This window comes from Methanocorpusculum bavaricum DSM 4179 (genome assembly GCF_000430905.1).
Lineage (GTDB): Archaea > Halobacteriota > Methanomicrobia > Methanomicrobiales > Methanocorpusculaceae > Methanocorpusculum > Methanocorpusculum parvum.
Genome location: NZ_KE387272.1, coordinates 9,136 through 29,535, shown reverse-complemented (window position 1 = coordinate 29,535; position 20,400 = coordinate 9,136). Strand labels below are relative to the sequence as shown.

23 protein-coding genes are annotated in these 20,400 nt (G+C 53.9%); 11 read left to right on the top strand and 12 right to left on the bottom strand.

Annotation, left to right across the window (positions count from 1 at the left end):
• The first annotated feature begins 1,477 nt into the window (after positions 1-1,477).
• Genes H575_RS08655 through H575_RS08640 form a run of 4 tightly spaced genes read left to right on the top strand, consistent with a single transcriptional unit; the run spans position 1,478 to position 2,956 of the window.
• Positions 1,478-1,942: a hypothetical protein gene (locus tag H575_RS08655; protein WP_042700880.1), complete on the top strand. Its 465-nt coding sequence runs from the start codon at positions 1,478-1,480 to the stop codon at positions 1,940-1,942.
• The gene (locus H575_RS08650; RefSeq protein ID WP_042700877.1) at positions 1,939-2,205 is read left to right on the top strand and encodes a hypothetical protein; all 267 of its coding nucleotides are present in this window, start codon (positions 1,939-1,941) and stop codon (positions 2,203-2,205) included. Before H575_RS08655 ends, H575_RS08650 begins: the two co-directional genes overlap by 4 nt.
• Positions 2,202-2,762, top strand: coding sequence for a hypothetical protein (locus H575_RS08645; protein ID WP_042700875.1), 561 nt, complete (start codon positions 2,202-2,204; stop codon positions 2,760-2,762). Before H575_RS08650 ends, H575_RS08645 begins: the two co-directional genes overlap by 4 nt.
• A complete protein-coding gene (locus H575_RS08640; RefSeq protein ID WP_143744998.1) occupies positions 2,759-2,956 on the top strand; it encodes a hypothetical protein in 198 nt (65 codons plus the stop codon). The genes H575_RS08645 and H575_RS08640 overlap by 4 nt, the downstream gene beginning before the upstream one ends.
• 56 nt (positions 2,957-3,012) lie before the next feature.
• On the opposite strand, the gene H575_RS08635 is transcribed toward H575_RS08640, so the two are convergent.
• A complete protein-coding gene (locus H575_RS08635; protein ID WP_042700869.1) occupies positions 3,013-3,342 on the bottom strand; it encodes a nucleotidyltransferase family protein in 330 nt (109 codons plus the stop codon).
• 157 nt (positions 3,343-3,499) lie between these two features.
• On the opposite strand from H575_RS08635, the gene H575_RS08630 reads away from it, so the two are divergent.
• The 5 genes from H575_RS08630 (at position 3,500) to H575_RS08610 (ending at position 7,423) form a co-directional block, all read left to right on the top strand.
• Positions 3,500-4,804 (top strand): Fic family protein, encoded by a 1,305-nt coding sequence (locus tag H575_RS08630; protein WP_052320053.1) that lies wholly within the window; start codon positions 3,500-3,502, stop codon positions 4,802-4,804.
• 297 nt (positions 4,805-5,101) lie between these two features.
• Entirely contained in the window at positions 5,102-5,593 is a 492-nt protein-coding gene (locus H575_RS08625; protein ID WP_081406730.1) for a glycerol permease, read from the top strand.
• A 407-nt stretch (positions 5,594-6,000) separates the two neighbouring features.
• The gene (locus tag H575_RS08620; RefSeq protein ID WP_052320052.1) at positions 6,001-6,330 is read left to right on the top strand and encodes a nucleotidyltransferase family protein; all 330 of its coding nucleotides are present in this window, start codon (positions 6,001-6,003) and stop codon (positions 6,328-6,330) included.
• The gene (locus H575_RS08615) at positions 6,327-6,638 is read left to right on the top strand and encodes a HepT-like ribonuclease domain-containing protein (RefSeq protein WP_042700864.1); all 312 of its coding nucleotides are present in this window, start codon (positions 6,327-6,329) and stop codon (positions 6,636-6,638) included. The genes H575_RS08620 and H575_RS08615 overlap by 4 nt, the downstream gene beginning before the upstream one ends.
• A 425-nt stretch (positions 6,639-7,063) precedes the next feature.
• Positions 7,064-7,423, top strand: a complete 360-nt coding sequence (locus H575_RS08610) for a hypothetical protein (RefSeq protein ID WP_042700861.1) — start codon at positions 7,064-7,066, stop codon at positions 7,421-7,423.
• Between the two features lie 117 nt (positions 7,424-7,540).
• On the opposite strand, the gene H575_RS08605 is transcribed toward H575_RS08610, so the two are convergent.
• From H575_RS08605 to cfbA, 10 genes are all read right to left on the bottom strand, one after another.
• On the bottom strand, positions 7,541-8,116 hold the full coding sequence (locus H575_RS08605; RefSeq protein WP_155897880.1) for a hypothetical protein: 576 nt from the start codon (positions 8,114-8,116) through the stop codon (positions 7,541-7,543).
• A 569-nt stretch (positions 8,117-8,685) separates the two neighbouring features.
• On the bottom strand, positions 8,686-10,320 hold the full coding sequence (gene cobA, locus H575_RS09670; RefSeq protein WP_342664219.1) for a uroporphyrinogen-III C-methyltransferase: 1,635 nt from the start codon (positions 10,318-10,320) through the stop codon (positions 8,686-8,688).
• Positions 10,313-11,551: a glutamate-1-semialdehyde 2,1-aminomutase gene (hemL, locus tag H575_RS08595; protein WP_042700856.1), complete on the bottom strand. Its 1,239-nt coding sequence runs from the start codon at positions 11,549-11,551 to the stop codon at positions 10,313-10,315. The genes cobA and hemL overlap by 8 nt, the downstream gene beginning before the upstream one ends.
• Complete coding sequence (hemB, locus tag H575_RS08590) at positions 11,548-12,513, bottom strand: porphobilinogen synthase (protein ID WP_042700854.1); 966 nt, start codon at positions 12,511-12,513, stop codon at positions 11,548-11,550. The genes hemL and hemB overlap by 4 nt, the downstream gene beginning before the upstream one ends.
• A complete protein-coding gene (gene hemA, locus H575_RS08585) occupies positions 12,492-13,766 on the bottom strand; it encodes a glutamyl-tRNA reductase (RefSeq protein ID WP_042700851.1) in 1,275 nt (424 codons plus the stop codon). Before hemA ends, hemB begins: the two co-directional genes overlap by 22 nt.
• Positions 13,763-14,377, bottom strand: a complete 615-nt coding sequence (locus H575_RS08580; protein ID WP_052320051.1) for a precorrin-2 dehydrogenase/sirohydrochlorin ferrochelatase family protein — start codon at positions 14,375-14,377, stop codon at positions 13,763-13,765. Before H575_RS08580 ends, hemA begins: the two co-directional genes overlap by 4 nt.
• 1 nt (position 14,378) lies before the next feature.
• The gene (gene cfbB / locus H575_RS08575; protein ID WP_042700848.1) at positions 14,379-15,782 is read right to left on the bottom strand and encodes a Ni-sirohydrochlorin a,c-diamide synthase; all 1,404 of its coding nucleotides are present in this window, start codon (positions 15,780-15,782) and stop codon (positions 14,379-14,381) included.
• A complete protein-coding gene (gene cfbD / locus H575_RS08570) occupies positions 15,782-16,843 on the bottom strand; it encodes a Ni-sirohydrochlorin a,c-diamide reductive cyclase catalytic subunit (RefSeq protein ID WP_042700845.1) in 1,062 nt (353 codons plus the stop codon). Before cfbD ends, cfbB begins: the two co-directional genes overlap by 1 nt.
• Before the next feature lie 2 nt (positions 16,844-16,845).
• Complete coding sequence (gene cfbE / locus H575_RS08565; RefSeq protein ID WP_042700842.1) at positions 16,846-17,991, bottom strand: coenzyme F430 synthase; 1,146 nt, start codon at positions 17,989-17,991, stop codon at positions 16,846-16,848.
• A complete protein-coding gene (gene cfbA / locus H575_RS08560) occupies positions 17,988-18,401 on the bottom strand; it encodes a sirohydrochlorin nickelochelatase (protein WP_042700839.1) in 414 nt (137 codons plus the stop codon). Before cfbA ends, cfbE begins: the two co-directional genes overlap by 4 nt.
• A gap of 139 nt (positions 18,402-18,540) precedes the next feature.
• Here cfbA and H575_RS08555 point away from each other — a divergent pair, with 139 nt between their 5' ends.
• Positions 18,541-18,915, top strand: a complete 375-nt coding sequence (locus H575_RS08555) for a HEAT repeat domain-containing protein (RefSeq protein ID WP_052320050.1) — start codon at positions 18,541-18,543, stop codon at positions 18,913-18,915.
• Complete coding sequence (locus H575_RS08550; RefSeq protein ID WP_042700836.1) at positions 18,912-19,400, top strand: tetratricopeptide repeat protein; 489 nt, start codon at positions 18,912-18,914, stop codon at positions 19,398-19,400. The genes H575_RS08555 and H575_RS08550 overlap by 4 nt, the downstream gene beginning before the upstream one ends.
• 5 nt (positions 19,401-19,405) lie before the next feature.
• On the opposite strand, the gene H575_RS08545 is transcribed toward H575_RS08550, so the two are convergent.
• On the bottom strand, positions 19,406-20,371 hold the full coding sequence (locus H575_RS08545) for a replication factor C small subunit (protein ID WP_042700834.1): 966 nt from the start codon (positions 20,369-20,371) through the stop codon (positions 19,406-19,408).
• Between the last annotated feature and the right edge of the window lie 29 nt (positions 20,372-20,400).

Sequence of the window (20,400 nt, the reverse complement as noted above, 5' to 3'; positions counted from 1 at the left end):
CTTCGGGCTTACAGCCCTCGCTTGAATCCGCCCTACGGGCGAGAAAATCGGATTTGCTTATCCTCACTCTCGCTCGTCATGTCTTCCAGACATGACGGCTCGTCCCTTCATCGGGACCGTTCGGGCAAATCCTGTCGCCGCCCCAGCGGCTCCTATTATTGATTTGCCTCTTGATCTTATGTCGTGATTGTCAGTAAAAGGGATATTTTTCAGATTAAGATCTGCTGAAAGAATTTCTCCCTCGCGGGAGGCGCTGGGGCGCCGACAGGATTTGCCCGAACGGTCCCGATGAAGGGACGAGCCGTCGTATCGAGCGGGTTGGACGCTGAAAGCGGCCAACCTTAGCGGAGCAAGGCTATGCCTTGCGACTAGATACGACGAGCGAGAGTGAGGAATAGCAAATCCGATTCTGAGAGCAAGCCGAAGGCTTGCGAGATTCGCGCCGATTCGCGGTTGGTTTTTTCTCTTGTGTCTACACCCAACAACCTCCTTCCCGAATCGGATTCAAGCGAGGGTCGAAGACCCGAAGCGGAGAGCAAACCGAAAGTTTGCAAACAAGCGAGGGCTGTAAGCCCGAAGCGGAGAGCAAATCTCTGATTTGCGGTTCGCGGTTGGTTTTTTCTCATGATTCCACACCCAACATACTCCTTCCCGAATATTATCCTCCACTCCTGATGAACTACCTGGAAATTCCAAGCTGGCTTTGCCAAGTTGGGCTTATTCGCGGTTCTTTTCCTTTATACAGCCACACCCAATAAACTCCTTCCCGAATTTGGGCCGCCCCTCCGTGTCAGCCCGCATCCGCTAAGATTGCCAGCTGCGCCGTCAATCCGCCCGATCGCAAGTCTATCGACTTGGTCGCAAACTTTCAGTTTGCTCCGCTGACCTCGCCCCTCCGTGTCAGCCCGCATCCGCACCTATCCGCGCCGCTCCGCACCTATCCGCGCCTCTTCGCGCCTATCAGGCAACCAAAAAACGCATCATCATCTCCAAAAACATCCAACAATAGTATGAGGAAAAACCCTCAGGAAGTGATACAAACAACAAGCAAAAACAAAAAAACGTGTCTGCCCGATTCTGACTTTAGAGGGAAAGAAAAGAACAGACACTATTCTCTTGGACCTTTCGGATAATCAACATACCCGGTCCATCCAAAAAAGACCAGCCGCAGTAACCAGCCGGATGATTCCATCAATCATCAATCATCAATCATCCATCATCAATCACACACAAACAGAAAAAAAAGAAAGCACGGAAAAAACTTCGAGCCGCACTCCCCCCTAGAGAGATGAACTGCCGAAATACTCTTGTGTTATTTCTTTCTTTCTAAAAGTATATATAGTTACTGTAAGGTCTCGAAAAAATCGAAAACAAAAAACGGGGGTCAGCGTCACAATCATCCAAACGCACTGATGGATGATTGATGACTGATGATTGATGATTGATGATTGATGACTGACCCCAAAAACTCACAACAATGAGACAAAACACCTACGTCAACATATCAAACGAGGAGTTCAAGACCCTCGACAGCATCGCAGAAAACCTCGGCTTCATCAGCCGCACCGACCTCTTCACCGCCTGCGCCCACCTCCTCATCTACGGAGAACTCGCAGCCGGTGAACCGGCTCCTGACGGCATCACCGCCGGCCAGCTCACGAGACTCCATCATTACAGCGAAAACCTCAGCTGCATGCAGCAGACCTTCATGGAGATCGTCCGCGAGACCGCTCTCCCCGTCATCGCCATGAAAGGCATCGCCACCGCGGAAAACGCATTCGGCGAAGACATCAAACACCTCATCTACGAACGCTGCGGCATGGTTCCCGAGGACACCGACATCCGCACCTGGTTCAGGATCTTCAAAAACCTCCACAGAGCAGAGCTCCTCGAATACCGCAGCAGACAGTTTGCCGCAGCACTTGCAGGAGATGAAGAATGAGCGAATTTATCGGCGACGCACCCGGCGACTTTGCCGCCTGGCACAAACTCATCACCGGCTGCTGGATCTACAACATCGTCACAGGCGAGGTCATCAGCATGACCACGCAAAAACCGCTCACCTTCGAACCAGGACCGAACGGCGGCTCCATCAGGACACGCGTCCATGGTCACCGGTTCAGGGTGACGAAACAACGGATCGCGAAAATTGCCGTCTGGATCGGCAGATGCGAAGGCAACATCAAGACCGGAGGGAGCACATGACGGAAGAAACAACGGAGAACACGGGCGGCACAACGGCAGCGTGCGCTGCAGTATGCCCTGCAGGATCCGCAACGGAAGATCTCACACCCGCCTCTCTCGAGATCCTTCTTCTCGGGCACCGGCCTCTTCCCGCGGACGAGTTCGCGGCGGCATTCCGGTATCAGGAGTTCCTCTACTGTATGAAGGAGCTGACGAAGGTCTTCGAAGCCCGCCATAAGGAGCTGATCGAAATCATCAGAGCAGAAGATCTTGCATCGGACGAGTTCGTGCTCGAGATCCCGACGGACGATGTCGTGGATAAAGATCTCCTGATGGACGAGCTGCCGGATGTGTATGACAGTCTCGTGTTCATCAAATCATCGGATGCGAAACGGTTCATCGGCCAAAAGGCGCTGTATGATCTCGCGGTCGAAGCGGCCGGCCGCGAACGGGTGGCGAAGGTCGAACAGGTGAATCTGCTGGATCTGAGAAAGGCGCTCCCGGCCGTGGAGGCGGCGAGGTATGTGAAGAAGGATCCGCATGAGAGCCTGACACGGGTGGTGCGGATCGCGGAATGATGTGGTACGAATATGCCGAACTGCGGGATAAGGAGACGTTTCTTTGCATGCTCCGGAAAGGGATGACATGCGAGGAGATCGCGGAGGAGACGGGGTGTTCCGTATCGGCGGTGCATACCGCGGAAAAGCGGCATAGGCTCCGAAAGCCGGTGATCATTATGTCCGAGGAGCTTCGGCGAAAGCTGGAGCTCTAGGGCTTCTTATTTTTCACACCGCTGAAGCATGTGGTCCAGATAGATAGACTCAGCTTTCATGCCTCTGCCTTATTTGCTTCGAACAGTATCATATCACGTTCTATGTACGGGCGGAGTGAGGGTGCCAGCCATCGTACGGGAACTAAATCGACCGTTCGTCCAAACAGATCTTCCAGATACTGTTTGAAGGCAAAAAATTCCCGAAGAGGCACCCCGCCTGTTTTGAACGCATACAATACATCCACATCAGACTCAGCCGTATCCTCTTCCCGACTCACCGAGCCGAATATTCCTATTGTTTCAATCCCGAAACGCTCGCGTATCTCCGGAAGGTTTGCCTCTAATTTCGTGAGTACCTCCTTTTTGATGCTTGTGTATTCGGACATGATACAGGTATATGATACTTTGTCGGTGGATGGTAATGCGGTTTTGCCTGCTTCAGGCAGGGTGTGCTTTTAATGGAATCGGAGTTGGCATGACTGGGGATAAGTATAAAACAGTAAACTACTAATTTCATAATATTAGTAGTTTGGAGATTAGTATATGGCTGATGAAAATACTTTGGGTCGCGATATCCACATTAAAGAATTAAGTAAACAGCTCACCGGTCTGAAAGGTGCACTGTCACTCGGGAATTTGGGCGAATATTATACCAAAGATGAGTTAAAGTACCGGGTGCCGAGAGATCAGTGGGAGGATAACTGGGCGATTCTCAAATTGACACGGGCATTATCCTGTAACCATCTGCCGTATAAACCGCTGGATATCACCTATGTTCTTACGCCGGAGATCTCGCGGGAACTGCATGTGTGTGACCAGAATCTCTCAAAAGTTTTTTCACAGGGCAGTAAGTCTCTGGAGTCTGCAACGGAATATATTATTGAGGCTTTGTCCGATGAAGCGATCGCTTCGAGTAAGCTTGAGGGGGCTGTTACTACAGAGCTTGCAGCAAAGAATATGCTCCGAAAAAATATTCCTCCAAAGAATAAGGATGAGCAGATGATCGTGAACAATCATCTGGCGATGCAGTTTATCCGGGGCAAGACGGATGATATGCTGACCCCGGAGTTTATCCGGGAAGTGCAGGGTATCGTGACGAAGGATACGTTGAAGGATGAGACGCAGTCGGGGGTTTTCAGGAGTACAAATGATGTTTCCGTAATCGATAAGATGACCGGCAAAGTGATTCATTACCCCCCGAATGCCGAGGAGATCGAGCCGATGATTGCCGCATTGTGCGATTTTGTGAATCATGACAGGCATTATCCAAATGACGGGGATTCATTTGTTCATCCGATTATCGTGGGTATTGCACTGCATTTTCTGATCGGCTACATCCATCCGTTTTATGACGGTAACGGGAGGACAGCCCGAACACTCTTTTACTGGTATGTGTTGTCAAGGAAGTATGAGGTGTTTGCATATATTCCGATTTCGAAAATCATTCAGCAGGCACCGGCAAAATACCGGGATGCGTATCTCGCGACGGAGGAGGATGATCTTGATCTGACGTATTTCATTTTGTATAATATCCGGTGTATCAGAAAGGCACGGGAGGCGCTGATCAGTCACCTGAAGCGTGAGAGCAGCAGAAAGAGTAATGCAGAGAAGGCAATTTCTGTGCTGCCGGATGTGAGCAGGCGGCAGGCAGCCGTCCTTACCTATATGATTGAGTATAAGACAGAAGAATTTGGCATTAAGGAGATCGCGGACCGGTTTTCGGTGACGTATCAGACGGCAAGGACGGATCTGATGCATCTGGCGGATTCGAAGTATCTGAGTGTAAAGAAGAAAGGAAGGGCTTTTCTTTATTCAGTGCGGCCTGAGTGGTTACAAAAAATCGACTAATTTTTTTTGAATTACTAATGAATTACTAAGTTGTGTAAATTTAGTAATTGGATCCATTTTACTCGTATTCACTGACTGAGGAAGAGGGGATAGTGGGCCAACTACTAATGAATTACTAAGTTGTGTAAATTTAGTAATTGGATCTGCATTCTTCCCGTTCCCCCCTCCGCATACCCCCATATAAACCCATCTTTTTTGGTAAAAATCCGCAAAAACTTTACCGCTATCCCCCACCCTCTCCAAGAGTATAATCAGAGGTTGGACGGGGCCCCAACTGATCTCGGGAAAGAAAAAAACATGACAGCTGATTTCATTCAGACAGCAATCTCGAAGTCCGCAAAGCGGATCTTCACCGCAGAGTTTACGAACGCCGCCGCGTATGATGCGATCATCGCAGAAATTACCGGCGTGGAAAATCCCCTCGGCCTTGCCGAAGTCGAGCTCGGGAAGCAGACCTACAAGACCTATGTCGGCTACTTCGACCCGAACACCTCCGAGATGAACGGTAAGGTTCAGGTCACGGCATTCAGCAGAGCTGAGTATTCGGCCGCAATCACCGCCCTCACCGGCAGTGCGGATCTTAAAGCAGCATTCGGGAACGGCGGCACGGCCGAGACGACCGAAATCGGTACCGAAGCAACGTGGAACGTCCGCATTTCCGCGAAGCTTGGGACCGACACCTTCCAGATCAGTCTCAACCGCGATTCGATGACCGTTTCCGGCTATGCCGATGACGCAACCGTCGCCGCGGTCGATGCCTGGGCAGACACCAAGCCGGCCCTGAACTGAGGGAGGCAGGAGATGAGAATCTCCAGCCGCCTCCGGAAGCTCATCATGATCTTCCTCGGGTTTCTCATCATGCTTTTTGGGAAACTCGTCGAAGGGTTTCTCGAATCCGGGAAATAAAAAAACGGGGTTGTGAGCTTTACCGCTGGGCAGAGGTGAACACACCTCTCCCGGCGAATTTTCTATTTTTTCAGACGTATTTCCTGCAGAAATGCTCACTCCAATTCGGAAGGGTAAGGCCGGGTGTGGACACATGAAGAAAAACCAACCCGCAGTCGCAAATCAGAGATTTGCTCGCAAGTCCTCGCTCCGCTCAGACTTGCTCAGCTAAGGGCGAGCCTATCGGCTCACCCCGCAATCCCAGGCAAAACCTCATTACATACGAAAGACAAATACTCAGACATCAGTCAATGTCCGAATATGTAAGTATCAAAAACCGCGTCCTTACACAACTTGCCTCCTCTCTTTCAACTCTCCAGACAGTCTACGGCATTGAGTTCCTCGCTCTCTTCGGCTCAGTCGCACGCGGAGAAGACACACCTTACAGTGACATCGACCTCCTGTATACATGCAAACCGGAATTTGACACATTCGACAATTATCTTGCTCTCGCTGAATATCTTGAATCGATACTGGAACGCAAAGTCGACCTCGTCTCCTTTGAATATCTCAAACCGCGGATCCGATCCAGCATACAAAAAGATGTCATCTTCTGCAGTCCAGGACAAGCTGCTGTATGAAAACGCCTGATATCCTCACATATTTAGATGACATCTGCGAACAATCTGAAAACATCATGGTTGCTGTCGGCCGCATGGATTATCAGGAGTTCTTAACCGACCCGCTCTACAGCGGAGGCATCATCCGTTTCATTGAAATCATCGGTGAAGCGGCAAAACATATCCCGGAAGAGATCCGCACCGAATATCCTGATATCCCCTGGAGAAAAATGGCCGGAATGAGAGACCGTCTGATCCATGCATATGCGAATGTCAATCTCAAATACGTCTGGGATCTTGCAGTAAACGATTATTCCGCCTCTTTATAAGCAGATATCTGCCCTGCGTACAGCACTTGAATTAAACCAATGATTGATTTTTTGATGCTGACATTTTTATGTGTGCCTGAGGCGGGCGGCCTCAGCGGAAGCGGGTTGGACACGAAGTGGACGACCTTAGCTGAGGCGGGCTGCCCGAAGGGCGGCCTCAGCAGAGCAAACTGAAAGTTTGCGACCAAGTCGATAGACTTGCGAGCAAATCGTTGATTTGCTCAAGCTTTGGTCGCCCCTCCGGGGCAGCCCGCAGTCACCTCCCGCACCCCATAATCAGAAAAAAGGAAAGAGATGTGGGAGAAGTATATTTGCCAACAGTCACTTTCAGGGTACAAGGGTGATCCGTTCCAATTCTCTCTGCATATCTATAGCACCCGCCGCATTCCTCCTCGAACCAAAAAACCAATCGTATCGACGATTCCATGACAGCAAAACCTATTATCTTCCCCTCCGCATTATCAGATACGATCATGCAGGCGAGAAATGGAGACAGAGGAGAAGAGTATGGCGTTATATTTCTCCATTCAGTATTCATTGGCGAAGAGATGAAAAAGCTGAAAAAACCCTTGCCGTTAACATTGAATATTGCAGAAAACGGCTATATCCAACTGGCAAATACGGAATACTCGATCCTTGTTTCATCTCCAAACGTCAAAGAGGCCATTGAAGAAGCGCAACTACAGTTTTCAGATGGATTCGGGTTTTTCAACAACCCTGCTCTGAATCTCTCTCCAGCTGCAAAGGCCCGCGGCGAACGCTTTAAAGATGCCGTGTGGATATGATCTCGATCCAATTCGCGAAGAGTGTGGCATCAGTGCAGACGCAAGAGAAAAACCAACTGCGAATCGAAGTACGTCCCATAAGTACGTCAGTTTTTTCAGTTAAGATCAAACTAACTCCTATTCTATAGTAACATCCACCTTATGTAATCTGGATTTCAAATCATCAAGCTTCCCGATTGTCTCAGCCTCCACATTATTAAGCGGATTATAATCAGGATCATCTTCAAGGTCTAATATGCCGCTGACTTCTTCCCACCTCAAAAACAACGCACGGCCATAATTATCAAGATTCTGCTTTTGACGTTGTAAATCTTCAAGCTCACATGCCAAATTCTCAATTTTTAACTGAATGGCGTCTGCTTTTACGTATTTTTCATGCAACAGTGAATCATACTTTTCTGTCTTGATTTTACGTGAATCTTCTGTGTCGCCATCTTCAACACCTTTGAATTGTTCAAGCCATTTCAGTGAATCTGCATCATCCAGTAGTTCCTCGATTTCTGATTTAATATCATACAATTCTTTGGAAGAGTGGCGATGTCTCTCCACTTCATTTAACGAAGCAAACCCCCCATTCCCTCTAAATATTTCATCCATATTTGATTCCAGAAGTTTTTTCTTCTTTTCGTATAGTAAAATCAATGCAGAAATAGAACAGAGAACTTTATCGGAAGGTGACTGTATATCGGTCATAACAGGTAATTGTTTGTGTAAGATAAAATACATCTTGGTTGAATTTCATGATCTTACATGAGAGAATTAAGAGAGACTCAAGTCTGCAAAGAGAGATATAGAGTCTGAAAAAGATATTCCTCAGAGATATCTTCGATGTCAACCTGAAATATATTACAATAGGAGTTACGCGGTGTTAATCACAATCCAATTCGGAAAGAGTATAGCTGGATATGGATACCTGAGATAAAACCAACCGCGAACCGCAAATCAAAGATTTGCTCTCCGCTTCGGGCTTACAGCCCTCGCTTGAATCCGCCCTTCGGGCGAGATAATCGGATTTGCTTATCCTCACTTGAACTCGGCGGTCCTAATCGCAAATCAAAGATTTGCTCGCAAGTCTATCGACTTGCTCAGCTGAGGAACCTAAAGGTCCCCGCCTCCGCTGAGGGCGAGCCTGTTCACAAACCTTCGGTTTGCTCTCCGACTCGGGTCTACGGCCCTCGCTTGTTCACAAACCTTCGGTTTGCTCTCCGACTCGGGTCTTCGACCCTCGCTTGAATCGGATCGACCCAAACACAGCGTAACTCCTATTCCTTATACAGCCCGACCACTTCGCCGATCACGATGATCGCCGGAGGTTTCAGTCCAACACGAGCTCCGACCTCGCCGATATTCTCAAGCGTTGCGCAGGTCACCCGCTGATCAGGACGGAATCCCCGTTCGATCACCGCGATCTTCGTCTGCGGATCTCTCCCGTTTTCGATCAAGAGTTCCGCGATCCTGCCGAGATTTTTCACGCCCATGTAGATCACGATCGTCCCGGGACTTCCGGCCAGCCACTTCCAGTCGATCGACGAGACCTCCTTTTCCGGATTCTCATGGCCCGTGACAAAGGTCACCTGGCTTGCAAAATCCCGGTGGGTGACCGGGATCCCCACACATTCAGGAACCGCGATCCCGCTCGTGACCCCGGGGATCGCTTCGCAGGGGATGTTGTGCTCGCGGAGGACTTCCATCTCCTCGCCGCCGCGGCCGAACAAAAACGGATCTCCGCCCTTCAGCCGGACGATGATCCCTCCTGCCTGGGCTTTTTCGACGAGCAGCTTCTCGATATCCTCCTGCTTCATCGTGTGATGACCGCCGTATTTTCCGACATCGATCTTCTCCGCACGTTCCGGCAGAGAGGCGATGATCTCGTCACCCGGCAGCTGATCATACATGATCACATCCGCGGAATCGATCACCTCGCGGGCACGGAACGTCAGAAGACCAAGGCCCCCCGGACCTGATCCCACGAGATACACCTTCCCGGGTTTTTTTGCCTCTCCGGCAGATTCTCCGAGAGCGAGCTTCGCCTCGGCGATCAGTTCGGCGGCAACGGTCCGAAGCTTGATCCCGGCTATTTTCGCTCCCTCCAGATCCATCACATCCGCAGTGATCCGCTCGGCACGGGTCCCGTCGAGCGAAAGCACCTCCGCGGTCAGGTGCTGGTTTTCGCAGAAGATCCCCATCGGGGTAAAGCATCCGCCGCCGACCTCTTCCATCACGATCCGCTCGATCGCGCAGTCCAGAGCCGACTGCGGATCGTTCAGGGGAGCAAATGCCGCCCGAAGTTCGGGCGTGTCCCGGCTGACGACCGCCACCGTCCCCTGATTTGGCGCCGGAACGAACATATCGGCCGGCATCCTGATCCCGTTTCGCTTATAATCGAGCCGCTTAAGGCCCGCCTCAGCGACCACGATCCCGTCATACAGCCCGTCGTCCAGTTTTGCAAGCCGCGTATCCAGATTTCCCCGCAGCATCTCGACCCGGATCCCTGAGCAGTTGGCATAATATCTGAGGAGCTGGGCTTTTCTGCGCAGACTCGAGGTCCCGATCACCAGCAGATCCTCCATCGTCCCGTTCATCACCAGATAATCATACGGCGGATCACGTTTCAAAACGGCGATCGTGAGAAGACCTTTGGGCCGTTCGGCGGGGATGTCCTTCATACTGTGGACAGCGCAGTCGATCTCGCCGCGGAGGATCGCATTGTCGAGTTCCCGCACGAACATCCCGAACCCGCCGATCTGATGAAGACCGCGGTCCGTGACCTTGTCACCGGTCGTTTTGATGATAACATACTCTGCTTCGATGCCGTTCTCTGCAAGAAGACCGATGACTTTTTCTGTCTGGGCAAGAGCGAGTTTGCTGCCCCTTGTGCCGATCCGTATTTTAGACATGCTGATATACCGAGATGATTTTTTCCATCGAGGATGCGTCGTGGGCGGTCGAGAGGAAGTTGGTCTCAAACTGCGAAGGCGGGATGAACACACCGTCTTTGAGCGCTTTCTCGAAGAAGACGCGGAAAGCGGCGGTGTCCGACTGCTTTGCCTCAAGATAATTCTGCGGAGCCGTGCTTCTGAAGAAGTACTTGAAGAGTGATCCAAGTCTCACAAACGAGCCGGAGGCATTCGCCGGCAGCGACTCTTCGATCGCCCGGGTCTTTTCGTCGAGTTTCCCGTAGAGGCTCTCATTTTCGTGGAGGTAGACGTTTGTCGCTATGCCCGCAGCCATCGAAAGGGGATTTCCGTTGAAGGTTCCGGCATTGTAGACGCCGCCCGACGGGGAAATAAGTTCCATGATGTCCCGTCTGCCGCCGAACACGCCGATCGGGAGACCCCCGCCGGTGATCTTGCCAAGCGTGGTGAGGTCGGGTTTGATGCCGTATTTTTTCTGCGCTCCGCCGATACCGAGCCGGTATCCGGTGATGACCTCGTCGAAGATGAGAAGAACATCATGGGCCGCTGTGATCTCGCGGACCGCGGCAAGATAGCCGTCGTCCGGGAGGATCGGGCCGATGTTTCCCATCACCGGTTCGAGGATGAATGCGGCGATCTCTTTGTCCTTTGAAAGCAGCTCTTCGAGCGCTTCCGTGTCGTTATACGGAACCTGACGCGTCTGGGCCGCAAACGACGGGGGGACGCCAAGCGAATCCGGCGTTCCGTGCGTGGTCGCCCCGCTTCCTGCGGCGATCAACACCGCGTCATGGGCTCCGTGGAACCCGCCTTCGAGCTTCACGATCCCGCATTTCCCGGTAAAGCCGCGGGCAAGCCGGATCGCGGCAAGCGTGGCCTCGAGACCGGTCGAGACGCATCTGAGCATCTCGATCGAGTCGTGATCCCGGATGATCCTTTGCGCAAGATCGATCTCGAGCTTTGTCGGCGTGCCGTAGAGCCACCCGGCGTCGAGCTGTGCCTCGATCGCCTTTTGGATCACAGGATTCGCGTGACCGAGAAGCAGGGGGCCGTATCCCATGCAGCAGTCAATAAGCGAAGCCCCGTCTTCTGTTTTGAGGACTGCTCCGCTCGCAGATTTCACATAAAACGGATAGGGTTTTATCGCACGCACCGGACTAGAGACCCCGCCCGGAAGGCAGGTCTTTGCTGTGGTAAATAACTCTTCACTTTTCATGGCAGCATCTCCGCGGCCTCTTTTGCAAAATAGGTGATGATCAAGTCGGCCCCTGCCCGTTTGATCGCAAGAAGCGACTCCATCATGATCTTCTTTTCATCGATCCAGCCGTTCTGGCCTGCAGCTTTGATCATCGCATACTCGCCTGATACCTGATAGGCCGCGACCGGCAGATCGGTCGACTCCCGCACATCCCGCAGGATGTCGAGATAGAATCCTGCGGGTTTCACCATCAGGATATCCGCTCCCTCCACCTCATCCAGATAGGATTCGCGGATCGCTTCCCTGCGGTTTGCCGGGCTCATCTGATAACTTGTCCGGTCTCCAAACGAGAATCCCGAGTCGGCGGCTTCGCGGAACGGACCGTAGAGGGCGGACGCGAATTTGGTCGAGTAGGACATGATCGGGGTGTTTGAAAAACCCGCCTCGTCCAGTGCTTCGCGGATCGCGAGTACCTGCCCGTCCAGCATGCATGACGGAGCGATCATATCTGCTCCGGCAGCCGCCTGACTGACCGCGATCTTCTCCATCAAAAGGAGCGAGGCATCGTTGTCGAGCTCTTTTCCGCAGAGGATCCCGCAGTGTCCGTGCGAGGTGTACTCACAGGCGCAGGTGTCGGTGATGACGACCAAATCGGGCACGGCGGCTTTGATCCGTTTGGTTGCTTCCTGAACGACGCCGTTTTCGGCAAATGCGCCCGACGCTTCGGTGTCTTTGCATTTCGGGATCCCGAACAGAAGAACAGCGCGGATACCTGCGGCCTTCATCTCCTCTGCGACCTCTTCGGCACAGGAGAGGGGATAGCGGAACTGACCGGGCATGGAGGCGATCGGAACCGGCTTTACCGCGTTCTCGTCGAAAAAGAGCGGCATGATCAGTTCATCTTTTACGAGTCTCGTTTCCTTAAACATCGGCTGAAGGATATTCTGCCGGAGTCTTCTCATTCTGATCTGCGGATACATGATACTTCACCTGAAATTATTGCTTTGAGGAGATTTTCTGCGGTCTGTGTGTCGGTACATTCTGCGCTCGCCCGGATGCTTTTCGCCGCATCCTCGAGCAGTTTTTTCGTTAGAGCGCTCGTCAGGTCGTCGATCACCGATTCAAGATAGGGATCGGCGTCCCTAAGGCGGGAAAGCGCTTTGTTCTTTTCCCGCTGACGGATCTCCTCGGCCCATGTGTAAAGGGTCTTCGTCAGATCGCCGGAAGCCGCACGGTTGAAGGCCTTGATGAACTCCGGGAGAGCTGCTTTGGCAAGAACGTCCGCATGCTCGCACTCGGTTTTGCGTGCGGCGAGATTCTTTTCCGAGATGGTTTTCAGATCGTCGAGTGTTTTCAGCGAGACGCCCGGAACGTCCCGGCAGGCATCGTCGATGTCCCGCGGCTGGGCGATGTCGATCAGAAGAAGATGCCTGGGCTCGGGATCGAGCGGCCAGAACCGTTCATTCATCGTCTCGGCAAGTTCGTCCGCATGGATGATCAGGTGCGGAGCTCCCGTGCAGGAGATGACGACGTCTGAAAGAGCGATGCACGGATAGAGCTGATCGAGCCGCATCGCCCGTCCTTTGATCTCCTCTGCGAGAAGGACAGCCCGGTCAAAGGACCGGTTCGTGACATAGATCGCCCGGAGATTTTTCTCGCAGAGGGCGCGGGCGACCAGGGTCCCCATCTCGCCGCCACCGACGACCAGGATGTTTTTTCCGTCGAGATCGCCCATCAGCTCCTCGGCGAGCAGAACCGCGGCCGATCCTATAGATACCGCCCCTTTGTTGATGGAGGTCTTCTGCCTAATCGACACGCCTTCCCGGATCGCGGTGTTCAGACAGACGTCGGTGATGACGTCATTTGTATTGTGCGACTCGGCAAGTAAAAGCGAACGCCGCATCTGTCCGAGGATCTGATCCTCGCCGATGATCATCGACTTCGTGCCGGCGGCAAGTTCCAGAAGATGCATGAGGGCGGCTTCGCCTTCGAGAATCTCGAACCCGAACCGGTTTTCTCCGTGCAGGAAGTCCCGGAGCTGCTTGGCACTCCCGTGCACGAGGATCTCGACCCTGTTGCAGGTCTCAAGAAGGACCGCTCCGGGAAAGATCCTGGCGGCTTTTTCAAAAAAGGCGGCTTCATCCTTGAACCTGAAAAGGCCGAGGACATCCTCGCGGTATTTGCTGTGATCTGCGGTCGCCACCGCGATTTCGGTAAGAAGTGTCCGGCTCATAGATATTTTTTACAGATTTCAGTCGACGGAACGCCTGATACGCAGGCATTCTGTATCTCCGCATCATCGATCACGGCCCGGAGGATCTCTGCCCTCCGTGCCTGATCGGGAACGATCGTTTTCAGCTCTTCACGGAGCGTGTTTTGCAGGAGGATCATATTGTCGAGCCACGGAAGATGCGCCTGCAGATAGGTCCTGATGAAGGCCGGGACGACAGGGGCCGCTTTTTCGGTCGTGACGGCGATCTGATACTCGGCCCCGGAAACAACGGACGGGATCCGGATGTTTCCTTCTCCTGTCGCATTGTTGTATAACTTTCCGGCTGCTTTTGCGATGGCACAGAGCCGCTTGTTCTCTTTTTCATCCGAAAGGGCGGCAATGACGATGTCGTGGCGGCCGATCAGTTTCTCGAGATCCTCGGGTTCCATATCCGAAATCGCGAGCTGCTTGATGGAGGCATTGGAAAAGGAGAAGATCTCGGGCGAAATTTCTTCGGCAACGATGGTCATCCTCGCGGCCGACGTGAAATGGCGGGCTTTCCGGACTCCAACCTCACCCGCGCCGAACACGAGGACACGGGATTCTGACAGATCGAGGAACAGCGGGATCATACTATAACGTCTGCGGGGAATCCGCTTTAATGTACTGTTTTCCACGCTCTGCAGAGAAGATCTCCGCCAGGATGCCTTTCGCCGAGACAGGCATCAGATGAGTGTAGGAGCCGAGAGTATTGTTGAAAACGACTCCGTCTTTTCCGTCGATTATGCCGGTTCCCCGCGAGAGCGTGTAGGCGAACTGCGTGCCCGGATCCATAACAACCCCGCTGTAATGGAACTCGTGTCCCTTGAACGGATACGTTTTTCCGGCAAGGACGGCGGATCCTTCCACATATCGAAGGGTCTTTCCGGCAGGCATCACGGTGTCGCCGGCAAAGACCCCGCACATCGGATAGACTGCGTCGTCTTCCCTTCCCAGCCAGCCTTTTTTCAGGGTGATCGACCGGGTGAGGTACATCAGACCGCCGCACTCCGCATAGATCGGGATCCCCGCCTTTGCTTTTGCAAGGACCGCCTCCCGCATCGCGGTGTTTCTCGAAAGCTCCTCAGCAAACATTTCCGGGTAGCCTCCGCCGAAAATATACCCGTCAGCATCCGGCAGGGTGTCATGGAGCGGGCTGAATTTTGTGACCTCACAGCCCTGACTCTGTAAAACTGCTTCCAGTTCGCCGTAGTAAAAGGTGAACGCCTCGTCAAAGGCGACCGCGATCCTTCGCGATGCCGCCGGCCGGGAGGCAAGCGATCCGGTGACCTGATTAGGCTCCGGCGTCACATCTTCCGCGAGGGCTTTGACCGCTTCGAGATCCACGTGGGCGCCGACATGCCGGATGATCCCTTCGATCGTTTTGGCAAAACCCGGGTCCCGCATCCCTTCCACGAACGGAACGAGGCCGAGATGCCGCATGGAAAGATCCATATCCGGGCTTCGGGGGACTGCGCCGAGAACGGGGATCCCGCAGTAATATTCTATCGCCTCGGTCGCCTTGGTCACGTGATGTCCGCCGCCGGTGTTATTGAGGATCACGCCTTTGATCCGGACTTCCGGGTCGAACGCCTGGAACCCCTTCACGAGAGCGGCCGCAGACCTGGTGATGCTTCGGGCATCGACCACGAGGATCGTCGGGAGGGAAAATCGTTTCGCGATCGCCGCGGTACTGCCGACATCAGTGAACGAGTCGCGACCCTCGTAGAGTCCGCGGACCCCTTCAACGATCCCGATGTCCGCACCTTTCGCCCCGTAGGAAAAAAGACCGGAGAGTTCCTCATCGGTCTGGACGAAGGTGTCCAGATTGTAGGACGGTCTGCCCGTGACACCTGAAAGATAGGAGGTGTCGATGTAGTCCATCGCGACCTTGTAGGTCTGAACGACCGCGTCCTTTGCAAGAAGGCCGGCAAGACCGAGCGTGATGCTGGTTTTTCCGGCGCCCGAACGGTCTCCCGAGATCAGAAGCGACTTCATCACATGCTCCTTAAGACGGCTCCGAACTCGCTTTCAACGATATTGTGGACGCCGAGGGTCTTTGGATGGAGATCAACCTCGACCATGACATGGGCATGTCCCTGCTCTTTTAATGGGAGGACCTGACGCGGCCCGTTCGTAACGGAGAATACTGTGATCCCGGCGAGGGCGGCGGGCGAAACTGCGTGCGGGACCCCGACGAGAAGAATGAACTCGGGTTTCACCTCAGCGATCCTTTCCGCGATCCGCGGGCCGTTTCCGCCGTACTCGTCCAGAGATCCGATGAGTTCCGGATCGATCCCGCGGGCACGCAGCTCCGCAAGGATCATCGCGGCGTCCCCTCTGACTTTCGGCAGACCGCGGGCTTCGAGGTTTGCGACAAAGGTAACGTTCGCTTCCGGCGCACATTCATACACGGCGCAGAGATGGTCGGCGAACATATACGCCGTCTCCTTCTTTGCGTTCATGATCGCCATGCCTTTTTTCCCGGAACGAAGCAGCTCGGCGAGTTTTGCGGCGGCAACATGTTTCAGATCGCCGCGTGACGGGGCGATGTAGGTTTTGCAGGCAGCTCCCCGGTCCCGTTCGGTCTGGTTCGCGGAGGCAAGGACGCCTCTCTGCCGTTCGAGTTCCTCCTCGGAGATCCAGCCGGCTTTTGCCGCCGGCTCGAGCGCGGCGATGACCCCGGCGATGTTCTCGCGAAATCCTGCATGGATCGAGACGCCTATCGCGGGGGTCGTGATGCCGGATGCTTCGATCGCGGCATCGAGATCCTCGCCGATGATCATCGAAACGCATGTCCCGACAACGGCGATCCGGCGGGGAGAAAACTCCTTTTCCGCATACCGGAGAACATCTTCGAGGATGTTCTGCCCGCCGAAGATGAACTCCTCGTCCCCAAGCGAGGTCGTCAGAACGCGGATCCCGTCCTCCTCCAGGAGTCGGGCGTGTTTGAATGAACAGCCGGACGGGCCGTGAAGGATCGCGAGATCGACATTCAGATCCCGAAGGGTGTACAGGGCTGCAACAATGGAGCTTGGACGCGGCTGAACGTAACGCATTGTTATCTCCAGGTTTTTACGGCGAGGAGGACAGCCGCGTTGTGTTCTTTTGCAAGCGAAAGAGCCCGGACCCTGGCGTCCGCGAAGTTCAGGCCGCCTGTTTTGCTCACGGCGATCGTCTGGACCGGGGAGATGTCTTCGATCGTCTGACGGATAGCGTCATCCAAAAATCCCTCACAGACGGCCTTATGTTCCTCACCGATCACGAGAACGATCTCTTTGTCCGGAACAAGGTTCCTAAGGTAGGCGGCCGCGGCAAGGGTGGTCGCCTTTGTCGTTCCGCTGTTTGCGTTGTCGAGGAACGGCACGCCGTCTTCAATATAATACTGCATACGTCCTTCGATCGCGGCAAATCCCGCAAGCCTGCCGGGGTCCAGGCCGAGCAGAAGACCGGCGGCCGCGGCGCATTTGAGCGGTTCGCGGTATCCGGCGAGCGTAAGGAGCGGATTTCTGAACGATCCGCCGTTCCAGGAAAGGACATCGCCTTCGACGGATACGAGATCGTCGATGACATGCCAGCCGGCTTTCAGCGGGACGCCCTTTGGGACGAGAACGGTTGTGCATTTTGCAAGCGACTCAAGTTTTGCGGCAAGGGCGCTCTTCTTTCCTGCGGCGATAGGATAATCGTCCGGGGATGTCAGAACGCCGAGTGTTCCTATCCCGGTAACGCCTGCGGAGACTTCGGCAACGAGCCATTCCGCATGATGCGTCTTCGCGCCTCCAGCGGCGAGAAGGACGGATGCGGGCGTGATGCTCTTTTTCCAAAGCATGGTCCCGTCCGGATACACATAGGTGCCGCGGCTCGTGTGAAGCACGCCTTTTGTCGTGAAAAGTGACGCGATCGCAAATGACACGGTGGTTTTTCCCCGTGCACCGGTCACTTCGATGACTGTTTTCGGCAGAGGACCGGCGAGGCGGCGGGTCATTTCATGGTGGGAGATGACCGGGGTTTTTGTATTGAGGAGAGGATATGCCGGATCGAGATGGACCGGGGAGGTGACCAGATCATACTGTCGGGAAGCGGCCTCTTCGGGCGTGAGACCGACACCCCGGTAAACATCCAACGCGTCCACATCGTCGCCGTTTCGAAGAAGAGCTTCGGCAAGGATCGTTCCGCCGTGGATCGTGTCGAGAACGAGGACCTTCATGCATCCTCCGGAAGAGTGAGGGCATTGGCCGCATTCTTGAGCATCAGTTCTGCGAGCAGCGGATCGATCCCGATTGGCTCGGCATAGACGAGGGGGATCACGCGGCCGTCAGCAAGCGTGAAGGTCCCGCGTTTTTTTCCGGCTTCAAGCCCGAGGATCTTTGGGATGTCACGCAGGATATGGATCCCTTTTGCAAGGAAAAGCGGGACGACGATGAGGATCTCCAGATCCTCGCTTCGCATAAGATCCAGACCTTCGGCAACGGTCGGATTGCTGTATTCAAGAAAACAGGATCTGATCAGATAGTCACCGCCGTGCTCTTTCATCATCTCGGCGGTCGTTGTTATCAGCTCCTTGTTGTACTGGAGTCTGCTTCCATGACCGACCAGTAAGAGACCTTTCACACTCATACGTTTTGATAGGTTATTCACACACATAAATTAGTATGACTAAATGTTCGCAATCGTAATATTAAGTTTGGCAAGCCAAACTCATTCATATGATAAAAATCGAAAGTATGAAATATGATATGATTAGTACAATCTAACTATGACATCTGCACTATCGGCGTACCTCGCGCTTCTTCATTCGGCAAAGAAAGAGGAACGTCAGCTTGCCGCAGAAAACCTCGGGGCCCTGGGTCCGGCGGCCATCGACGCGATCCGCCCGCTTCTGGCTGATCCCGAGTGGCGGCTTCGGTATCGTGCGGCCGAGATCATCGGATTCACTGCCGAGCCGGCGGGCGTCCCTCTTCTTACCCCGCTCCTTTGCGATGAAAAGGATCATGTCCGGTATATGGCGGTCAAGTCACTTGGACGCTGCGGAACCGGCGATCTTCTGCCGGTCGTCTCGCCGCTGCTGGATGATGAAAATCCGTTTGTCCGGCGGATCACTGCCGGGGTGCTTTCCGGCTGGAAGAAATGAGCCGCGGAGACGGGATGTTCAAAGAGGGTCTTGTGTTGTTTGCGGCCCGGGATTTTGCCGGAGCGGCGGGGTGCTTTACGCACGCGCTGCAGGAAAGCCCGGAGAATGCGAACTATTATTATTACCGCGGGGTCTGTTTTCAGGAAACCGGCGCCAGAGATAAGGCGATAGCCGATTATACTTCTGCTCTCGTCCGCCAGCCTTCAGCCTGTCCTGTCAGATACAACCGTGCGGAGCTGTATCTGGAGACGGGCGATCTGGGGAAAGCAGAGGAGGATTTTGCCGAGATCCTCAGATCTGCAGAGCAAAAGGATCCCCACTGGTCTGCACTTGCCTACCTCGGCCGGGGTCTGATCCGGCTTGAGGAGGGGGAGGTGGAACTGGCGGTGAAGTATCTGTCGGCAGCAGAGGATCTGGCAAAAATGGATGGGGACAAACTGCTTCTTGCGAGGATCGGGGACGAGCTCGAGAGAAGCGGGTTTTAGATTTTTTAGTTCATTCCTGAACGGACGAACCGTGCAAGCAGGGCGTCCATCTGGATGTCGGCGTCGGCCCCTTCGCTCATGCGGAAGTCTGCTTCGCCGAGGTGGTCGATGAGATCGACTTTGAGCCGGCGGTCGAGGGTCTCGGAACGGGAGATCTCCCGGTAGAGCTGGTTTAGGAGTTCATTCGGCGCGATCCCCTTTTCATACATGAGGGTATGGAGCATCCTCTCCGCGGTCTCAAAGTCGCCTTCCAGACAGAGGGAAAGAAGAGCAGTGATCTCGTCGGGTTTTGCATTCGAGGTGATGGCGTAGATGTTTTCGGCGGTGACATGGTCCGAGACGATGGCGGCCCCCTGCAGGGCGTTGATCGCTTTTCTCATGTCTCCGAGCGATACGTAGGTGAGAGCGGCGCAGGCTCCTTCGTCGATGGTGATCCCCTCTTTTTCTGCGATGCGGGCCATTTCCTGACAGATCGCGTCATCGGTGAGGGGACGGAACCGGTAGATCGCACACCGGGACTGGATCGGGTCGATGATTTTCGATGAGTAGTTGCAGGAAAGGATGAACCGGCAGGTCTCGGCGTAGTTTTCCATGGTCCGGCGAAGGGCGGCCTGGGCATCCTGCGTCAAAGCGTCCGCTTCGTCTAAGAAGAGGATCTTGAATGTTGCTTCCCCGAGGGGAGCGGTCCGTGCGAACTGTTTGATCTGGTTTCTGACCACATCGATCCCGCGTTCATCGGAGGCGTTGAGTTCGCGGAAGTTCATGTTCCAGGTGTCGCCGAACATTTCACGGGCCAAGGCAACGGCGCATGTGGTTTTTCCGACGCCTGCCGATCCGGTGAAGAGGAGATGCGGAAGGGCCCGGGTCGCGACATAGGAGCGGAGCCGTTCGACGACGTCCTGCTGCCCGACGACTTCGGCGAGATTTTTGGGCCGGTATTTTTCTATCCAGATTTCGGGGGAGACATCCATAATGAATGATAGTTGGATGTTAGAACCAA